17 protein-coding genes are annotated in these 18,413 nt (G+C 47.7%); 2 read left to right on the forward strand and 15 right to left on the reverse strand.

Features of this window, described 5'->3' with window-relative positions; genetic code table 11:
• Nucleotides 1-32 precede the first annotated feature (32 nt).
• The 7 genes from DFR60_RS02355 to DFR60_RS30230 form a co-directional block, all read right to left on the reverse strand.
• Nucleotides 33-773, reverse strand: a complete 741-nt coding sequence (locus DFR60_RS02355) for a hypothetical protein (RefSeq protein ID WP_110321442.1) — start codon at nucleotides 771-773, stop codon at nucleotides 33-35.
• A 16-nt stretch (nucleotides 774-789) separates the two neighbouring features.
• Complete coding sequence (locus DFR60_RS02360) at nucleotides 790-1,350, reverse strand: hypothetical protein (protein ID WP_110321443.1); 561 nt, start codon at nucleotides 1,348-1,350, stop codon at nucleotides 790-792.
• A 33-nt stretch (nucleotides 1,351-1,383) separates the two neighbouring features.
• Nucleotides 1,384-1,881 carry a signal peptidase I gene (locus tag DFR60_RS02365; RefSeq protein WP_167437483.1) on the reverse strand — a complete coding sequence of 166 codons (498 nt, stop codon included), beginning with the start codon at nucleotides 1,879-1,881 and terminating at the stop codon, nucleotides 1,384-1,386.
• Nucleotides 1,882-1,945: 64 nt separating this feature from the next.
• Nucleotides 1,946-3,586, reverse strand: a complete 1,641-nt coding sequence (locus DFR60_RS02370; RefSeq protein ID WP_110321445.1) for a hypothetical protein — start codon at nucleotides 3,584-3,586, stop codon at nucleotides 1,946-1,948.
• Between the two features lie 124 nt (nucleotides 3,587-3,710).
• Nucleotides 3,711-4,289, reverse strand: a complete 579-nt coding sequence (locus tag DFR60_RS02375; protein WP_110321446.1) for a hypothetical protein — start codon at nucleotides 4,287-4,289, stop codon at nucleotides 3,711-3,713.
• A gap of 222 nt (nucleotides 4,290-4,511) precedes the next feature.
• Nucleotides 4,512-5,141 carry a signal peptidase I gene (locus DFR60_RS02380; protein ID WP_110321619.1) on the reverse strand — a complete coding sequence of 210 codons (630 nt, stop codon included), beginning with the start codon at nucleotides 5,139-5,141 and terminating at the stop codon, nucleotides 4,512-4,514.
• 350 nt (nucleotides 5,142-5,491) lie between these two features.
• Complete coding sequence (locus tag DFR60_RS30230; RefSeq protein WP_167437484.1) at nucleotides 5,492-5,659, reverse strand: hypothetical protein; 168 nt, start codon at nucleotides 5,657-5,659, stop codon at nucleotides 5,492-5,494.
• Between the two features lie 53 nt (nucleotides 5,660-5,712).
• Here DFR60_RS30230 and DFR60_RS02385 point away from each other — a divergent pair, with 53 nt between their 5' ends.
• The gene (locus tag DFR60_RS02385) at nucleotides 5,713-6,651 is read left to right on the forward strand and encodes a GDP-mannose 4,6-dehydratase (RefSeq protein ID WP_110321447.1); all 939 of its coding nucleotides are present in this window, start codon (nucleotides 5,713-5,715) and stop codon (nucleotides 6,649-6,651) included.
• Between the two features lie 76 nt (nucleotides 6,652-6,727).
• A complete protein-coding gene (locus DFR60_RS02390; RefSeq protein WP_243004960.1) occupies nucleotides 6,728-8,176 on the forward strand; it encodes a hypothetical protein in 1,449 nt (482 codons plus the stop codon).
• Between the two features lie 309 nt (nucleotides 8,177-8,485).
• Here DFR60_RS02390 and DFR60_RS02395 read toward each other — a convergent pair whose 3' ends face one another.
• The 8 genes from DFR60_RS02395 to DFR60_RS02430 all read right to left on the reverse strand — a co-directional run bounded on the left by DFR60_RS02395 (nucleotide 8,486) and on the right by DFR60_RS02430 (nucleotide 18,400).
• Nucleotides 8,486-9,385 carry an NAD(P)-dependent oxidoreductase gene (locus DFR60_RS02395; protein WP_110321449.1) on the reverse strand — a complete coding sequence of 300 codons (900 nt, stop codon included), beginning with the start codon at nucleotides 9,383-9,385 and terminating at the stop codon, nucleotides 8,486-8,488.
• Between the two features lie 20 nt (nucleotides 9,386-9,405).
• Nucleotides 9,406-10,191, reverse strand: a complete 786-nt coding sequence (locus DFR60_RS02400) for an aspartate dehydrogenase domain-containing protein (protein WP_110321450.1) — start codon at nucleotides 10,189-10,191, stop codon at nucleotides 9,406-9,408.
• Between the two features lie 113 nt (nucleotides 10,192-10,304).
• Complete coding sequence (locus DFR60_RS02405) at nucleotides 10,305-11,867, reverse strand: ATP-binding cassette domain-containing protein (RefSeq protein WP_110321451.1); 1,563 nt, start codon at nucleotides 11,865-11,867, stop codon at nucleotides 10,305-10,307.
• A gap of 560 nt (nucleotides 11,868-12,427) precedes the next feature.
• Nucleotides 12,428-13,279, reverse strand: a complete 852-nt coding sequence (locus DFR60_RS02410; protein WP_110321452.1) for a carbohydrate ABC transporter permease — start codon at nucleotides 13,277-13,279, stop codon at nucleotides 12,428-12,430.
• 16 nt (nucleotides 13,280-13,295) lie between these two features.
• A complete protein-coding gene (locus DFR60_RS02415; protein WP_110321453.1) occupies nucleotides 13,296-14,213 on the reverse strand; it encodes a carbohydrate ABC transporter permease in 918 nt (305 codons plus the stop codon).
• 99 nt (nucleotides 14,214-14,312) lie between these two features.
• On the reverse strand, nucleotides 14,313-15,707 hold the full coding sequence (locus tag DFR60_RS02420; RefSeq protein ID WP_167437485.1) for an ABC transporter substrate-binding protein: 1,395 nt from the start codon (nucleotides 15,705-15,707) through the stop codon (nucleotides 14,313-14,315).
• Between the two features lie 180 nt (nucleotides 15,708-15,887).
• Nucleotides 15,888-17,666 (reverse strand): cache domain-containing sensor histidine kinase, encoded by a 1,779-nt coding sequence (locus tag DFR60_RS02425; RefSeq protein WP_110321455.1) that lies wholly within the window; start codon nucleotides 17,664-17,666, stop codon nucleotides 15,888-15,890.
• Nucleotides 17,663-18,400, reverse strand: a complete 738-nt coding sequence (locus DFR60_RS02430) for a response regulator transcription factor (protein ID WP_110321456.1) — start codon at nucleotides 18,398-18,400, stop codon at nucleotides 17,663-17,665. The genes DFR60_RS02425 and DFR60_RS02430 overlap by 4 nt, the downstream gene beginning before the upstream one ends.
• Nucleotides 18,401-18,413 lie beyond the last annotated feature (13 nt).

Raw genomic sequence — 18,413 nt, forward strand, 5'->3', positions numbered from 1 at the left:
ATACCTCCGACTTTATGAATAACAGGAAGCCTTTACTCGCTTATCCCGCCAATCGTGATAGAATCTGCAAACTGACCGCCTGCGGTAAGATTCAGGCTGGTATCTGACTTCAGCAGAATCAGAGAATACACTCCGAGCCCCGGTGATGTATAGATAAATTCACTGCCATTTAATTTCACCCTGTCATCGGCCTGATTCACCGTAATTTGATCTGACAATATCTGAATTTTAATATCTCTTGACGAATCGGCGCAGATCATTGTCAGTACTGCGGCGGCATTGCCCACGTAATCCTCCACCGTATACTGATTACCCAGACCTTTTTCAAAAACGGCTTTTAACGTTTTTTCGTATGGGGACATCGATTTTACGGTTACGGTTGTCACCTGGTCATTTTTAACCGGCGTCACGGTAATCTCTGCTGTAGTCTGTGAACCGGAGGAAAGCTTACCGGATTCAGGCGATGCATTTCCATTTGTTACCTCTATCTCATATGGGATCTCTGTCTGGGTTATTCTTTGAGAATCCGCGTAATTAAACAATTGCACCGTGAAGCTTGCTTTATCCGGATCGATATAATATTTTACATCCTCCGCCTCTTCCTTCAGAAGATCGCTTGTAAAATAGAATTCCTGGGGTGCAATGATTCCGCTCTGCGCTTTCCTGGACACGTAACGTGCCGCAGTGACACTCACTCCGGCCGTCAGTGCGGTCAACAGTACTATTCCTGGAAGAAACCGCAGCAGACGCCGGCTTTTTTCATTTTTATTCATTCCCTTTGTCTCCTCATCACGGACTGACCGGGGTCGTCTGTTCTGCCTGAACGGTCACTGTTATCAGGTCTATCTCATCGGCAAATTCTGCATTGCTCACGGGCAGCGAAACAGTTAATACATAAGTATGTTTAGTTTCTACGGAATGTGGAAGAAAGCCGCCTTCCAAGACGGCTTTCCCATCCGAGAAGCTCAGTACTCCAGTATTCACTGTATTTCCTAATCCGCTGCTCCCTGATTCCTCTTTTGCAGAAAGTGTAAATTTCAATGGCAGATTGTCTGTGGTTTCGACTGTAATTGAATAGTTCTGCCCTACCTCACTAATCTGGCCCTCTTTTGTATTGGTAACAACGAACTCATATTGCTGTGCCGAGTCATTTCCCGGCTTCATCCCATTTATATCGATCTGAAATTCGCTGCTGTCGCTTCCCCACAATGCCACAGATGCCACCGCTCCGCCCTCTATTCGGGTTCTGTATCTGGCAAGGGTATTTGGCAGTATCGTCATTGTGACTGCACAAAACAGTAAGATATATCCTATGATTCTGGCTCTTGTCAGGTGCTTTTTCATTTTCATAGTATCCTTCCTGCCTATGGTATTTCTGCTTATTCAGTGCTCATTTCTCTCAGACTTTCGAACCGTCTGACCGGGAAAGCATACGAACAATACCACGGCCAGTAATAGGAGAAGCCTGCCGGGAACTGTACGAAAAAACATGAAAATATTACCAATACCCGGAATTATAACTGTCACACGGCCTGCAATCTGGTCCGTCTGGACCGGGACACGGTCAGCCACATTGTTATAATCACCCTTCGTAATAATGCCATCCGCTGTATTTTCAATAAAACGATGTGTAATCAGGCTGCCGTTATCCCAATAGCTGATAATATCCCCTTCCTGATACAGCTCCTCCCGATGGATAATCAGAAGATCCCCTGCCGATATGACTGGTTCCATGCTGCCCGTCAGAACAATAACCTGGGAATAGCCAAAGATGGCCGGTAATTGATCCTTCCATATTATATTTGAAAATAACTGCCATGCATTGATTAAAACGACAATTACTATCAGGATTAAAACAACGTTTTTACTCAGTTTTCTCAAAATGTTCCTTCTGCTGCCAGTCTCTGCATTCCAGCTAAGCGCTGCATCTGCCGCAGACGTGTCGTCAGCTTTCCTCCGCATGAATTTTCATATTCAGTATATAGGTATGTTCCGTACCGCTGCCGATACGGGTATCCTCTCTGTCATTTCCTACCGGCGGCCAGATCCAGTCCAACCGGTATAATTCACTCGATTCAGCGGATATTTCCGTGTTTAAACTCAGATCTGTACCGTTACTTTGCAGAGTACCGGAAACCGACCGCTTCGTCTGCTTATTTCCAGCGTTATCCATTGGGGTCAGCGTGAAGGAAAGCGGAAGATGAAGTCCATCTCCTTCTGACATGGTTACCGTTACGTTCAGCGGAGTACGCCGCGTGTTCTGCAGCCGGAATAAGTAGTATCCGGAAGAACCCGGTGCAATTTTGCTTAGCTCTCCGCCGGTGTCGGTGCGGCTGAAGAATAAATCAATGGTACAGTTCTGCGTCCACTGTGCATAAGATCCATCCGTTGTCTGCCCGGAAACATCAAGGACTCCTCCATCAGGCTGCGTCGGTTCTTCCGGTTTCTCAGGTTTTGTAGAATCAAGATCCGAACCAGATGAGTTACCTGAACCCGATGGCTTTGATGGCATTACCTGGTCTGCCGGGAAAGTTGGTTCTGTTGGATTCTCCTGTTCTTCCGGAGATTCTGGAATTTCCGGAAAACGGTCTGACGCTCCCGGTCTCCCAACTTCTTCGGAGGATGGGGCAGACGTATCACTTCCAGCTTCACTTTCTGTCTCCGGCTGCTTAGAGATTCCGCCGCCGATAGGACTGATAATTCCGTCTCCAACAACAACGCCGGATTCGCCCGGAATCTCTGCAGTTCCATCCGGTTTTATAATCTTCCCTCCAGGCTCAATCACCGTTCCGTCAGGCAGACTTACCGTTCCATCTGCGTCCACCTTAATATCACCGGACTCCATCGGCTGTTTTTCTATCACGGTGTCATCTGTGAGTATAATATAGGCAGTGTCATCCGTCTTGCCTCCCGGAAATACTACGTTCCCATCGGGCAGATGCACGTTGCCACCCGGTGTCACGATTACGCCGTCTCTGACATTTGCACTTCCCGTGGGTGTGACAACGTCTCCGTCACGAGTGGAAAAGGTAAAGTTTTCTGAGTCAATCCTCATACTCTCCTGATCCAGTTCAATAACTACTTCCAGCACCCGTACATCGATGGATAGTTCAATCGCATACGCCCCATTTTCCGTCAATTGAATGGACACGTCTTTCTCTTTTCTGCTGTCATACTGGATATTGATCTTTCTCTGTACCTGTACTTCTCCCTCATCAGTGAGAATGGATATGGTATGCTCTCCCTGCGGCACATTGGGAAATAAAAAACCGCCTTTTGAGTCTGATACGGTTGTAATCGGATCACTGTGCAGTTCGAGGCGCCGTCCTGCTGCCGGCGTACCATCCGTGTATGCCACAATACCGGAGAGATGAATCACTGTACGGTTGTCCGTGCTCTCCGGGGTCAGTAAGATCGTATCGATCAGCTGTCCCATAGAAGACGGTCCGGCATTGCTGCCTAATATGTATCCCACCAGACTGGATGTCATCAGTGTAAATAAAAACAACAGCAGGATCAGTACCAGCCATATTCTGCTGTTATCCCGTCTTTTTACATCAGATCCCGTTTTTTTCTGTTGTTCCATGGCATGAATCCTCCTTTAGGGAAAATAGTGCATTCAGCCTATGGCAAAAAATACGGTTACCCATACTCTTTGCCGAGGGCTGAAGGCCCTCGCAGAAATACCCCGGCACAGGGGGTAGTGCTTTTTATGAAGTTGGTGCGGTAGGGGGTTGCTGCGTACCGGTGACAGTAATATTCAGTGTGATAGTACTGCCTTTATAGTCATTGTCATTTTTATCCTGTGGTGTATCGATTGGCCATTTCCATTTCACAGTAACTGTTTTATTCATAGAATCACTATATGGGATCTCTCCCTTCATTTCACTACCTAATGTATACTCATCATTACCTACTGTAAATTTAAGATTGGAAGGTAAACTACTACTGTCAGATTTTTTTATTACCAGGCTGTAATCAATTCCCACCTCGCTGCCAGTTCCATCAACCACGATCTCAAAAGAACCTTCTGTCCCAGGTGCAATCACACCCTCTTTAATAGTACCTTCGTCATAACTGGCTCTGTTTACAGTACTTCCCAAATCAATATCCGTCATTGCTGCCTCTTTGCCATTCGCTTTAAAACTCCAAGCCGCCACCGTAGCCGTGGCGCTCCCTGTAACCTCCGTAGCGTACTTAGCCATCGTCCCGCCTGTCAGGCTGGTAGTCACAAGTGTCATTGCCACTGCCAAAGCGCCAAGACAGGAAACATACGATCTCTTCTTCATACTTAATCTCCTCGCTTTCCATATAATAGGGAACCGCTTAGCTGATAACAGAACATCGTCAAGGTACGGTTCCCTGTGCCTGTGACATTTAGATTTATCCCGGGCACTCCCATACCCGGTTCTGTATGGCTCTCCTACGCCGTGCCCATAGAGCAAGAGCCAGTCCATACAACTTATCTTCTTACATTTCGTTACATACACGAAATTATCAGACCTTAACCTTCATGGTACACGGCCCTCCCTGCCCTCACGTTCCGCTTTCAGGGCCGCAAGCTCAGCCTCCAGCTGCGCGGTATGGGCCGCTTCCTCCCGGTCAGCCCGGCGCCTCCGCCAGATATCCCAGAGAAGGAAAAGAAGCAGGGGACAAATAATAAAGAGTATCATCCCTGTAGTAGTCTGCATAAACAGGATCATACTGCCCAGGCCCCCGATTCTTCCGCCCTTCCAGATGCCCTGTATCTGATCCGCAGTCACTGGCAGACGGTCTTCTGTATTATTGGCATCGCCCTGGGTTACATATCTTACCTCTCCCTCCTCACCTGCAGTCACGCCTGCGATACGGTGCGTGATCGCCTTTCCAGAAGAAAGGTAACAGATTACGTCCCCTTCTTTCAGCAGATCCGTATTCGTATTATGTATAAAAATCATATCTCCAACCCGAATCACCGGTTCCATGGAACCGGATAACACCACGGCAGGCTTGATGCCAAAAACACCGGGAAGCTCATCAGGATTCCTATAACTTCCGACAATTAAAATCAGATTGATGATAATAACAGGAATGAGCAACACACACAGTACCGCCCCTGTTACCGTAGAAACTATCGTGGAGGTCTTTCTTTCTACGCTCATGGAATTCTCCTTCCGGCTCTTGTATTCAGCTTCGGGCAGACTGGATTGAAAGGCGCTCGCAAATGTATGCTTTAAGCGTACATTCATTGTCTCCCCTGTATACGGCATAAAATAAAAGCCAGCCTCATACTACACAGCTGACTTTCTATCCACAGGCAACTGGCTGGCATTCCTTCGACTTATTCTTCAAGGGATATTTCCCGCCGCTTCTAACATTTTCTTATGTTTTTAGAATACTTCTTTTTACCGGAAATAACAAGATTTTACACCGTTTTGGCAATGCCATTTATGTGGCAATAATGATGCCATTTTCTCTTTATTGGAAAATACAATTCAGACTACCCAAAGTATCATGAAGGTTTATCCAGGCGATATTCTGGCATTTTTGATGCCAAATAAATGGCATTGCCAATATCTTCCATTATCTTGTCATTTACAATTAAATGAAGTATTCTTTGCAAAGAAGAGAAATCACACATATGCCATTTTCCTTGAATTGTACTCTTTTGATATACCATGAATTGCTTCCACAGCTAAGCGGTCTACGATCAGATAAAACGGAGGGTTACATATGAAAGTAATAATTGCTGGCGGCTCGGGTTTTATGGGCAGTCATTTTGTTCAGTATATGGCCGGCAAATACCCGGAAAATCAGATTATTAACCTGGATACTTACGAGGATAAGCAGAAATTAAGATCGATGGAAGATATGGCTAACTATCAGTTTATGAAATGGAATTTGACCAACCGGGAGGCAGTTTTTCATCTGCTTGATACGGTAAAACCCGATATCATCATCAACTTTTCACAGGAACAAAGAGACCCCTGTGACATGGATTCATACGCGGAAAAGTCGGAGACAGCAGCCATAAATCTTCTCGATGCCTGCCGCACCTGCGGTATCAGACGGTATCATCACGTATTATCAGAAAAAATCTATGGCACACGTCCGCCTTATCATACCCCTCACATTTTTACAGAAGAATCTCCCATAGCTGTGTCAGACGCATTCTCCCCAGTGATGACAGACACGGATATGACCGCCCGGATGTGCCATAGATTCGATGGTGTTCCAGTTACTATTTCACGATGTTCCAAAAACTATGGGCCTTATTGTAACCAAAATGAATTCCCTTTCACGGTTGTCAGGAAAGCACTGGCTGAAGAAACGATAATTCCAGAGATAGACGGAGAAACCATAAACGGCTGGCTCTATGTAGCGGATCACTGCCGTGCCCTTGATCTGATTATAAATGAGGGAAAAGACGGTGAGATCTATCATATTGTCAGTGAAAGTGTGCTGACGAAAACCGAAGCCGTTAAAACAATATTAAGGATTCTGAACAAACCGGAAGATCTTATTTACTGTTCTAAAGATAATGGGAATCATAGCAGACAATCTGTACCAGATACTTCAAAAATCACGCAGGAGTTAGGCTGGGTCCCCTCCTATGATTTTGAAACGGGTCTCAGGAAGACGATCCTCTGGTACATGACTCATCAGAATTGAGACTAAAGCGAGGGATTTTATGCAATTCTATGAAAAACTTATATTTTTACAAAATCTCACACAAGTTACGAATCGAATGCTGGCACATGAAATTCAGGTTGACCCCTCACAGATCAGCCGTCTGCGCACCGGCGCCAGAGGAATTCCGCGCAACCGCGATCTCATTAAAGCCATGTCCTCCTACTTCGCAAAACGGTGCAACACCGAATATCAGCGTCAGGCGCTGTCCGGAATGCTTGGTATTAAGCAGGCGCTCACCCTGAAAAAGGATCAGCTGTCCGAAATACTCTATTATTGGCTCTGCGGCGAATCCGCCGAAGTCGGTCGTTTTATCCGAACCTTTGAATCTCTCACCTTTGGAAATCCGGCCGCAGGCATACCAGCGGATCCATTCAGGCTAAACATTGATAATGCCGTCTATTACGGAAATGACGGAAAACGATCGGCCATGCGCACGGTTTATCAGCATTTACTGTCGATGGAAAAACCGTGTACGATTTACATTCTGTCAGATGAAGCCGATGACTGGATATCCGAAGATATAGAATTTTCCCGCAGCCTTCAGGCCTGGGGGTTAAATCTTTTGTACAGAGGGTTTAAAATTTTACAAATTGTCCCTCCTGCCGCGCCTTACAACCTGGCATTTGAGTCATTAACCCGCTGGCTTCCGCTCTATATGACCTTCCAGGTAACTGCATATTTCTATCCCCGGCTACGGGACAGTCTGCATCGGCGGACGCTCATCGTCGTGCCCGGAGAAATCACCATGACTTCAAACTCCGCCGCGCATCAAACCATCAGTACCGAGACAATGCTGACTACGGATACAAGGCTGACTCTGGCATTTGCCTCTCAGTTTCAGGACTACATATCCCTTTGCCGCCCCATGCAGATTATATATACTGAGTCTCAGGGACTAATGTACTGTTTTACCAGTTTTTTATCATTTGATGGGGACCGTATTCAAAAGCTGCCCTCTCTTTCCGCAGAAACAGCACCCCCTGAGCTGATGGCCTACTGCACGGAAAAGCAGGCCCATCCCGACCTGTTGAAACTCAGTAATCTCTGCCTTCAGGAATTAACCCTTTCTAAAAACAGCAGCAAACCATATGTATTTATTGATCTTGTGTATCTTGCCAGTGCAGAAGATGTAAAAAGCGGCAAAGTCCCTATTCTCCTGTCTTATAATAACGTTGACTCGCCTCCGCTTTATTACACATCTGAAACTTATATTCTGCATTTAAAAAATATTCTGGATATTTTAGATACATATGATAATTACCATTTTGTGCCCGTTAATCCAAGAGCCCAAAAGGAAGGTACGCTTATGGTAAAAGATGGCCATCGAGTTCTTCTGGTACGTGGATTTCATCCGGTCTCCGTCCTGGAAATATCTCAGCCTGAGATGATACAGCTCTGTCGGGAGTATTTATACAAAATGGCAGAGCAGATTGGATACAGCGGAATAAACAGAGCCAAAATTATTTCTCAGATAAAAAAAAGGATTCGGGAACTTCAGGTTTAACCGATTCTGTCCTCAGTATCCGGGTCATGGATGGGGTTTGGGGGTCAAATGCAAAAGCATTTGGCCCCCATTCATAATGAAATATTTACAAAGACTGGTCATTCGTCCTGACGAAATGGAAGGTGATCCATTTCTCTGTTCTCTCTGTAAGTATCATTATAGTTCAATTCCCCATATATCACTATTCCATTTCTGCCTTTTTATATCACAATCCTGCCAACCAGAGACATTTTCCGTAGTTCGTCCGGCTTTTACAATATTTAGCTTTGCCATTTTTTAGCTTTTGACTCCAGAAAGCTTTGACCTGACTTAAGCATTCACCATATACTCTCGGATATTGTCCAGCACCTTCTCACTCAGAAGGCCGAATGCCTGCTTCGTCCTGCCTGCGGAATAGTTGACACAGAATACTCTCGGATGGTTTAAAAGTGCTCCCGTCGGATCGCCGATGGCTCCAGCCGTATCACAGGCAAAGTAATTCGTTCCCCCATCCAGCCAGTTCTTTAAATCTTCCGCCTCAAAGGCAGGCCCGATGGATGTGTTGAACAGGATTTTCCCATTGCCCAGCGCCTTGAATTCCTCCTCGTGCATGAGAATCACATTCTTATTTAAGCAGGCAAATACCACCTCGGACTGCTCCAGCAATTCGGGTAACGGACGGTAGACCATACCTTTTGCGTCATACCCCGGCTTCCTGCTCCTGCTGTAATAGGAAACCTCGGCGCCCATAAATTTCATGGCCTCAGCGATCATGCCACCGGAAACACCCATTCCCACCATGCCAACCCTGAGTCCCGTGATCTCCACCGGCATCTCTTTCCACATGGGACGGTCATAGCCGTGAAGAAAACGCACCAGCTCACAGATCGCGTATTCCACGACTCCCCTGTCGCCATAGTCCCGGATGCCCTTTACGGTAACGCCATGCTCCTCCGCCCAGACAATGTCCACGTTGGCGCTCTCTTTGGAATACAGACTGCAGCACATGCCCACATAGCGGACCGCAGGGCAATGTTCAAATACATAGCGGTTGATTTTTGATGTATAGCTGAGCAAAACGCCATCCGCGTCCCCGATTCTCCTGATAATCTCATCATCATCCGCCGGCACGTCGCCGTACATGACGACCTCCTCCGCATACTGATGCAGCTCTTTTTCCGCCTCTTCCACCAGACTTACCGGCTCGATGGCCACTAATTTCTTAAACATATCCCGTCCTCCTTGTTTCGTCAAAATACGATCGGTGACACCAGATTGCGAAGAACAGCCACGACGCTCCAGCCCGCGATCGCACTGGTGTCGGAGTAGATATCGACGACCGCCTTTACCCCCTTAATTTCTGCCGTAATCTTATGGTCATCGCCCACAAATCCGGGAATGCTGTGTATGTTTACCTTTGTGTGTTCCGGACCTGTTGTAGCCAGAGAAGCCGCCACTGCCACATTGACCTTGGTAGGCAGAAGTGAAATCGCTTCCTTCGCATTGCCCGCGAATACCTCGGTACCCTCTGTGTCTGTCATCAAATGACCTTCAAACAGAGGCGTATTCTTCAGCGATTTCGGCCCCTTCCTCGTCTCAATACCGGATACCGCATCTCCCATCAGAGAAACCGTCCGAAGCACATCAAAACCACCCACCGCGCCGGATGCGATATGGACCTTTGTCCCATGCTCTACGGCTGTGTTCTTCACTTCCTCATAGAAATCCGCGTCCGCAAATGCACCGATCGACAGAACAATGATGCTGGTTCCTGCACAAAGAGCCTTAACGGCCATCTCTTTTACCGCGGCAACAGAAGCCGCCTCGGCTATGTAATCCGGTTTCAGCGCCAAAAGCTCATCCACATCCGCACACGGCCTGCATCCCGTTTTTTCCGCCAGAGCCTTCGTCTTCCCCTCATTGCGGCCCGCGATTCCCACCAGCTCGTACTCATCCAAATAACCGTTTTTCCACGCATCTGCAATAATTCCTCCCAGATACCCACTACCCAGGATTCCAAGTTTCAATCTGCTCATGATAAACTCCCTTCGGCCGCCTGTTGGGGCGGCAGTCTTTACCAGCCTAGTATACCATGAAATTCCTTTATTCGGAACCTCTCTTTTCCTGAGAGGTTCCGAATAAATCAAGCTTACACGTTCTCTCCGTCCGTCTTCACAAGTCCCTCCGGCGTCAGCTGATAAACGGCAGTACAGACCTCTTCGATATATTTCCGGTCATGAGAAATGCTTAATATGGCTCCCTGGTACTGGCGCAGTATCTTTCGGATCACAGGTCCCGACAGCGGGGAGAAATTACGGGTCGGCTCATCCAGAATCAGGACATCGGCCCCCGACAGGCTCATCTTCAGCAGAAGAACCTTTGCCTTCTGGCCGCCGGAAAGTTCCGACATTGGATGAGTCATTTCATCGACGGTATATTTCATAGAGCCCAGATACGTCCGGATGCGTGTCGTCTCCTCCTTGTCTCCGGTCACGGACAGAAAGTCCACAGGCGTCCGGTCCAGTTCCAGAATATCCTCATAATTCTGCGGCATATAGCAGGCCCGGATATCGGTCCGGCTTAGAAGCTGCTCTGCTATCTGTTTCAGAAGCGTTGTTTTTCCCACGCCGTTTTTTCCGGTGATGCAGACCCGCTCTCCGCCCTTAATCCGCAGAAATATATGCTCAGACAGAAGACGCGGCACCTCTTCCTTCGAGGACGGCGCATAAAGCCGGTCCAGGGAGAATTCCAGAACAGTTTTTCCGGCAGGCATTTTTACCTTTTCTCCCACCTTAAAGAATATTGCATCCTCGGTCTCCGGTATCTCCGTTCTGTCTAATGCCTCCCGTTCATACCTTTTTTCCAAAGATTTCACAGCTCTCATCTTCTTTTTGAGCAGATATCCACCGTGTGGGTTCTGACGGGTTATGCTGTTTAAATCGTAATTCACCGCCTGCTCGATCCTTCGGAATTTTTCCTGCCGCTTCTTCTCTTCCCTGCGCTCACCTAAAGCCCGCTGTTCCTGGCTTGCAAGCTGCGCCGCCCGGTTTGCCTCGTACTGGCGATAGCCGGTTTTCGCCACACTATAACGGCTTTCCGTCTTTCGCTTCAGCTGTTCTATATGAATTACCACATTTGCAGTCCGCTCGATCAGCGTCTCATCGTGAGAGATAAATAATACCGGCTGCGGCGCTTCCAGAATCAGTTTTTCCAGCCATTCCAGCGTTTCGATATCAATGTCATTGGACGGCTCATCCAGCAGCAGAACGGAAGGCTGTGCCATGAGAAGCCGCGCCATCTGCGCTTTCACCTTTTCCCCGCCGGAAAGCGTGTTCATCTTCTGGTCCTGGTAGAAGAAATCGGACGGCAGCTTCAGCTGCCCTGCTAAACGGGTCACTTCCCTGGGCGTCTGCATCCCAAAGGCGTCCTCCCCGCAAAAATATTCATATACGGTTTTTTCTTTTTCTTCCGCCGGAAGCTCCTGCGGCAGATAACCCGGATGCTCTCCCGTGCAGATTCGCTCTCCCTGCGTCTCCGCATAACCTTCGATCAGCCGGGGATCATAAATCCACTTTAAAAGAGTGCTCTTTCCATTTCCCTCTTCCCCGATCAAAACCACCTTGTCCCCGGGATTTAAGACAAAGCTGAAATCCTTTAATATTACCCTTAAATCCTTTTTGTGTGTTATGGTCAACTGTTTAATCTGTAACATAAAAATCCCTCCTGGCCAATCGTCCGGAAGGGATTAAAGATTCTATACGTATGAGGAAACGAGCGCAGAAACAAAGCCTGCACAAACTCATGTCTGTACGGAATTTTCCCTGATGACCGGACGAAATGGCATAGAATCCCAGGCATCTTCTCCGCACTTTTCCAGTGGGGCATGCCCTTTAACTCAGTGTTTCTCAGCCTTTTCTTCGTCATTATTTTGTCATCATCTTCCGACAGAACCTTCTTTCCTGTTTTAATATTTTTAAATGGTGCTATCCGCAGTATACGATAGAGTGAGAGGATTTGTCAAGGGGAAATTAGTTACTTTAGTTATACAAATAAATACATAAAAAGATTAATTGCTTAGGGTAAATGAATGAAGGCTGATGTTCTTTTCTCCCCTGTATCTGAAGTAGAGAGCTCCCAGGCTGTTGAAAGCTCGATGTAAGACGTACGGCTCTCCATCCGGTACATATTCCCATGACGGAAGATAAGGGTTAAATCCTGGTTTTTTCATTGTATGTTTATTCTCCTTTTGCTGAAACGGGTCATAAAATCACATTAACCCTTTAATCCGCTGGTGGCAATGCCTTCGACAAAGTATTTCTGTGCCATGAAGAACAGGAGGATCAGCGGCAGTACGACTACGAAGGAAGTGGCCATAATTTTCCCCCAGTTGATCACGGATTCGGAATCCAGGGATAAGCGAAGCGCCAGAGACACGGTATATTTCTTCCCTGAGTTGATAAAAATCAGGGAATTAAAGTAGTCGTTGTATGTCCACATGAACTGGAATAGTGCCGCAGAGAACAGGGAAGGCTTCATGAGCGGCAGAATAATCTGCATCAGCGTGCGGAATGTGCCGCATCCGTCTATGTATGCGGACTCATCCAAATCCCGCGGAATTCCCCGCAAAAACTGCACCAGCATGAAGATAAAGAACGGATAGCAGGCCAGCGCCGCCAGCGCGTAAAAGGGGATATAGGTGTCAATCCAGCCGAATTTGGCAAACAGCGTGTAGCGCGGAATGATAATGACCGCGTTTGGGAGCATCAGCGTTGCTATCAGAAGGGAAAACAGCGCCTTCTTAAATGGAAAATTAAATCTGGCAAAGCCGTAGGCCACAAGTGTGCTGGACACCAGTGTCAGAAGTGTCACGGGGATCACCAGCCGGAACGTGTTCCAGAAATAGGTGGCGTACGTCATGGTTCCGCTTCCCTTCCAGCCGTCGATAAAATTCTTCAGGCTGTAATGGCTTGCCAGCAGCCTGGTGGAACCAAATATTTCGTCATTGGTCTTGAAGGCCGCAAAAAACATCCAGAGAATCGGGTACAGCAGCACCAGTCCGATCACTGCGATTACAAGATAGGATAATACGGTCTTTACAGTCTTTTTCTTCGTTTTTCTATTCATCTTCATCCCTCTTCCATCAAAAGCTTCCTTCGTCGTCATAGTGGACCCAGACAGACGAGGACCGGAACAACAACATGGTAACTGCTACGATCATGACAAAGATGGCCCAGGAGATGGCCGAGGCATATCCCATTTTAAAGTAAGAAAAGCCCTCTTTGTACAGCTTCATGCCCAGCACATAGGTGGATTTCACCGGACCTCCCTTGGTAATGACGAAGGCGGAGGTGAAGTTCTGCAGCGCCTGAATCGTCTGCATGATCAGGTTAAAAAATATGATTGGGGTGATCTGCGGAAGCGTAATCCGGAAAAAGCTCTGAATCTTTCCCGCTCCATCGATGGAGGCAGCCTCGTATAGTGACACCGGGACCTGCTTTAAGGCTGCGAGAAACATCACCATGGAAGAACCGAACTGCCAGATCTCCAGGGCACAGATAGTCTTTAATGCATATCTTGGATCACCCCAGAACTGAATGGCCGGCAGGCTTAAGCCCGTAAGCAGGGCATTAATCACTCCATTATCAATAAAAAGTGCCTTCCACAGGACAGAGACCGCCACGCTTCCGCCGAACAGCGACGGTATGTAGTAAAGCGTCCTGATCAGGTTGATTCCCTTAATATTGCGGTTTAAAAATACGGCAACCGCCAGTGCCATGACCAGCTTTCCGGGCACCGTGTACAGGGTATAAACCACGGTCACCTTCACCGAATTCCAGAACTCCGTATCCTTGGTAAAGAGATAGCGGTAATTTTCCAGACCAGTCCATATCGGGCTGGAGCTGACCTGATAATTGGTAAAAGAATAGTAAAAAGAACATAAAAATGGATATATCTGTAGAATAAGCATTCCCAAAATCCAGGGCATCAGGTAGAGAAACGCCTGATAGTCCCGTTTCTTATACCGTTTGGGTTTCATAGCTGTCTGGTTTGCTGCCATAATATTTTCCCCTTTATTTATAGAAGAGAGCTTTTTGAGCTCCCTTCCTGTTAAATCGTATGTATGGTTTTGATGGTATTTTGCCGGTTCTGCCGCCGTTTACTGAATGCCGGAAATATAATTGTTCAGCAGGCTGATGGTCTCCTCAGACGCGCTTTCCGGAGTTGCCACTCCGAAACCAACCGCTTCCACCTCATCGGTCACGATCTGCTTGGCTTCCGCGGCTGAAAAATACTTGTCGTCAACCATTCCGCTGTAGCTGCCGGCCACATCCGCGGCCTCTGACAGCAGCTTGCTTAAAGAACCGTCCGCGGTACAGATTTCTCTGGCCTTTGCAGTCGGAGGAACACTTCTGGTGCAGCCCAGGGTCTCCATGGCCTTCTCATTGTTAAAGAAATAATCTAAAAATTCCACTGCCGCTTCCGGATTTTTGGATTTGGCGTTAATTGCTATAATCTGCGGGCAGTTTGCATTCCATGCATCCACATCGGACCCCTGATACAGAGGAAAGAGACCGGCTGTGTATTCTGCATCCGCATTGGCAGCTGCCAGGGTTTCCATGGTTGACATGTAGGTAAAGCTGCAGACGTATTTTCCGGCAATCCAGTTGGGATCGGACTGCATATTGTCTCCGGAGTATGCGGCCGAATAGGAAGCCGGAGCGATCACTTCCTCATCGTACAGGCGTTTCACAAAAGTATAGACCTCCTGCCACTGCTCGGGTGTTAAGTTAATCTCCTTCGTGTCCTCGTTGATAAACGTCTTTCCGCTTAACTGTTTCGCATAGTTGTTGGCCAGAATATTTGCCACATAATCCTTGTTGGAGCAGATTAAGTACATGGAATCGTCGTACTCTCTCACCTTTTTCGCCCAGGCAAAGATATCGTCCCAGGTATACTGGGTGTGAAAATCGATTCCGATCTGATCTGCAAGCCCCTGGTTTACCAGAACCGCACCGCCGGAAATTCCGGTCGGGATTCCGAGCTGCTTTCCATCATAGAAGCCGTTGATTCTCAGCTTATAGTAGTTTTCGTCGAAATTGGAAAAATCAAAGCTGGAGGTATTTAAATCCAAAAAGTAATTGGTCTCGTCGGAAACCAGCGCCGGCATGAGCCCCGGATCGATCTGGATGATATCGGGCGCCGTACCGCTGGCAAGCTGAGTCGCCAGTTTGTCTGCATAGCCGTCCGAACTTCCGTATTCCGGCTCAATTGTAATATTGGGATTCAGTTCTTCAAACTGCTTAATCACATCGAGCGTGGCCGCAAGGCGTTCCTCACCTCCCCACCAGGAAAAACGCAGTGTAATCTGCTCCGTACCGCCCTCCTCTTTTTTTGTGGTTTCTGTTTTCGTGGTCTCTTTATCCTCTGCCGCGGCCTGACCCTGTTCTGCTGCCGTATCCACAGCAGCAGTCTCAATTTTTCCGCCCCCACAGGCTGTCAATAAACTGGCTGCCAGACAGAACACCGCTGGTAATGCTAAATATTTTTTCATGAAACCTTCCTCCATTTTCTTGTTTGGACGTCCGGACCGTCTCACCTTTTGATACTCTTATTTTATAATGAAACCAGGAGAAATAAAAGGCGTCCGGCTTTCTAAAATTCTTCTTAAATTGCGATATCTGCGAAAAATGGTATCATTCCTTTTGATAATCCAAAGGAATGATACCATCTCTTATACTTTCATCTTTTCACAGGGAATATAGAAGCTGACCGCGGTTCCCATCCCTTTTTTTGACCAGACACGCAGGGCGCTTTCCTCTCCATACCGGAGCACGAGTCTCCGGTACAGATTAGCCAGTCCGATTCCTCCCGTTTCATCACTCGAAAAGCGGCTCTCCAGACCGGCCTTCTCTTCTCTGGTCATCCCCGTTCCGGTATCCATCACACAGCAGCGCAAGCGTTCTCCCCTTTTCTGAATGGATACCTTGACGTATCCCTTCTGCTTCGATCCGCGTATTCCATGGAGCAGGCTGTTCTCCACCAGCGGCTGTAAGAACAGCCGGAACACCGCGGCGTCCATCACCTCGTCATCGACCTCATAGTAGATGATAAACTGGTCGCCGAACCGGAATTTCTGAATGGCCGCATATTTTTTCAAATACTGGATCTCCTCCTCCACCGTAACCGGCTCCCCGGGGTCGCTCAGCGCATATTTCAGGATATCTGAGACGCAGCGGATAATCGTGCTGACCTCCTCCGGACTGGCCCCCTGCTTCCGTACCTCCATATCCACGGTCTGAAGCGTATTGAACAGAAAATGGGGATTGATCTGAAGCTGGAGTGCCATCATTTCCGCGTGTTCTCTCTTATATTCATTTTCTTTTAACTGGGCGTTTAAATGATTGGTATTCAGGAACAGATAGATGATGTTATTCATGATTACATCGTATTCGTCCCGGTTGCTGTTTTCCGGCTTTGCCACCGGCAGCCCCTTCTCCGCCTCGTTGAACACAGAAATCATATAGGATATCTGATCAAAGGACCGCTTCGTCGTCAAATACGCCAGGAACACCACCACACAGAGATCCAGGACCAGAAACGCAAGGAATGACTGCAGCATGGCAAAAATGCTCTCAGTTCTGGCCTTTGAGGAGATCGCTGACACATAATATACTTCCATCGCATCGTAACTTCCCACGCTTAAGAGACAGGTGCCGTTCTGAGTCCTGACCCAGGTGCCGTCCATTCCCTTCAGATACTCCTGCCACCCTTCTCCATACTGTTCCTTCAACCGGGCAAAGTACTTCCGGTCTCCGTTCCCACCGCTTCCCACTGACTGTTCCGCCAGCACATCGCCGTCCCTGTTTACCAGATAGATCGTCTCCTCATGACCGGAAATCTGCTTTGCCAGAATCTCCTCCAGCTTCGCCACATCGATATTTACAACAATACAGCCCTTCTGTAAAAGAAGGCGTTTGTAAATACTTAAAACGGGAATTACCTGATCCGCTCCCAGGGATATCTCCCGCGGCGCAATATAACTGCTGCTGTCCTTTGCAATCTCCCGGTAAACATCGAGCCAGGAGGAATCCGCACTATCATCTATGGTGTGAATCCCCTTGTCCGAAGAAAAATACCGGGCCGCGCCGTCGGTGTAGAGATAGATAGACTCCACATACTCATGGGAATCCTTGATGCTCCGCAGGATGGCCAGGAGGCTGTCGATGTTGACCGCATCGCCGTAAGCCATTTCGCTCTGGGACAGGATTCTCTTTAGTGACAGGTTCATCCGGGTCGTGCTGGTCAGCAGATCGTTTTGGTATAGGACATTGCTCAGGACCAGATCAAAATTCACATCCACCGCATCCACCGTCTGCCTCCCCTGTCTCTTTAAGTCCCGGTCTATCGTCCGTAAATTCAGTACGCAGAACGCCGTAAACAGGAGCGTCATCGGCAGGAGCATCATGCCCAGATAAATCGCTACACGCTTGAAAAAGAACTTTTTCTTCACTGCCCTTCCTCCGTCTTTGATTTTCGGTATTCCATCGGAGTCATTCCATAGTACGACTTAAACGCCCTGGAAAAGTTCTTCGGATTGTCGTACCCGATATAATAGGCAATGTCATAGCTCTTATAACGAATGTCCTCCAGCATCTCCTTCGCCTTTTCCATTCGAATGGAAAGAAGCGTATCCGAAAAGCTGGTTCCATTCTTCTCTTTGAAGATCTTAGATAAGTAAGCGGGGCTTAAATTCACCTTCTCAGCCGCCCCCTCCAGGGAGGCATCCTGATAATGCTTCATCAGATACTCCCTGACGCCGGACACGATCTTGTCGTAATACCCTTTGGGAAGCTCCACCTTCTTCTGGCTTCTGGCATCCAGCTGCTCCTTCACCCGTCCCAGACATTCCAGAAGCATGGCATAATCCACCGGCTTCAGCAAAAAGTCCTCCACCCGGTTCTGAATCGCCGCCCGGAAATAGTCATAATCCTGATGGCTGCTGAATAAAACCACCTTCACCTCTTCCTTCTCTAACAATCTGCGGCTGAGCTCAATGCCATCCATATCCGGCATCTCAATATCGCTGAGCACCACATCCACCTGATTGTTTTCCATAAATTCCAGCGCTTCTACTGCGCTGGTAAAGAGACCTTCCACGGAAAATCCTATGGTCTTCCACGGAAAAAGCATCCCCATCCCTTCTACAATTTTTTCCTCGTCATCGATAATAATCAATCGGTACATATCCCTTTATCCC

The organism is Hungatella effluvii (genome assembly GCF_003201875.1).
Taxonomy (GTDB): domain Bacteria; phylum Bacillota; class Clostridia; order Lachnospirales; family Lachnospiraceae; genus Hungatella; species Hungatella effluvii.

Excerpts from the sequence above, each read along its gene's own strand:
- DFR60_RS02355 (WP_110321442.1), bottom strand. The coding sequence starts at position 773 with ATGAATAAAAATGAAAAAAGCCGGCGTCTGCTGCGGTTTCTTCCAGGA.
- DFR60_RS02360 (WP_110321443.1), bottom strand. The coding sequence starts at position 1,350 with ATGAAAATGAAAAAGCACCTGACAAGAGCCAGAATCATAGGATATATC.
- DFR60_RS02370 (WP_110321445.1), bottom strand. The coding sequence starts at position 3,586 with ATGGAACAACAGAAAAAAACGGGATCTGATGTAAAAAGACGGGATAAC.
- DFR60_RS02375 (WP_110321446.1), bottom strand. The coding sequence starts at position 4,289 with ATGAAGAAGAGATCGTATGTTTCCTGTCTTGGCGCTTTGGCAGTGGCA.
- DFR60_RS02380 (WP_110321619.1), bottom strand. The coding sequence starts at position 5,141 with ATGAGCGTAGAAAGAAAGACCTCCACGATAGTTTCTACGGTAACAGGG.
- DFR60_RS30230 (WP_167437484.1), bottom strand. The coding sequence starts at position 5,659 with ATGGTATATCAAAAGAGTACAATTCAAGGAAAATGGCATATGTGTGAT.
- DFR60_RS02385 (WP_110321447.1), top strand. The coding sequence starts at position 5,713 with ATGAAAGTAATAATTGCTGGCGGCTCGGGTTTTATGGGCAGTCATTTT.
- DFR60_RS02390 (WP_243004960.1), top strand. The coding sequence starts at position 6,728 with ATGCTGGCACATGAAATTCAGGTTGACCCCTCACAGATCAGCCGTCTG.
- DFR60_RS02395 (WP_110321449.1), bottom strand. The coding sequence starts at position 9,385 with ATGTTTAAGAAATTAGTGGCCATCGAGCCGGTAAGTCTGGTGGAAGAG.
- DFR60_RS02400 (WP_110321450.1), bottom strand. The coding sequence starts at position 10,191 with ATGAGCAGATTGAAACTTGGAATCCTGGGTAGTGGGTATCTGGGAGGA.
- DFR60_RS02405 (WP_110321451.1), bottom strand. The coding sequence starts at position 11,867 with ATGTTACAGATTAAACAGTTGACCATAACACACAAAAAGGATTTAAGG.
- DFR60_RS02410 (WP_110321452.1), bottom strand. The coding sequence starts at position 13,279 with ATGAATAGAAAAACGAAGAAAAAGACTGTAAAGACCGTATTATCCTAT.
- DFR60_RS02415 (WP_110321453.1), bottom strand. The coding sequence starts at position 14,213 with ATGGCAGCAAACCAGACAGCTATGAAACCCAAACGGTATAAGAAACGG.
- DFR60_RS02420 (WP_167437485.1), bottom strand. The coding sequence starts at position 15,707 with ATGAAAAAATATTTAGCATTACCAGCGGTGTTCTGTCTGGCAGCCAGT.
- DFR60_RS02430 (WP_110321456.1), bottom strand. The coding sequence starts at position 18,400 with ATGTACCGATTGATTATTATCGATGACGAGGAAAAAATTGTAGAAGGG.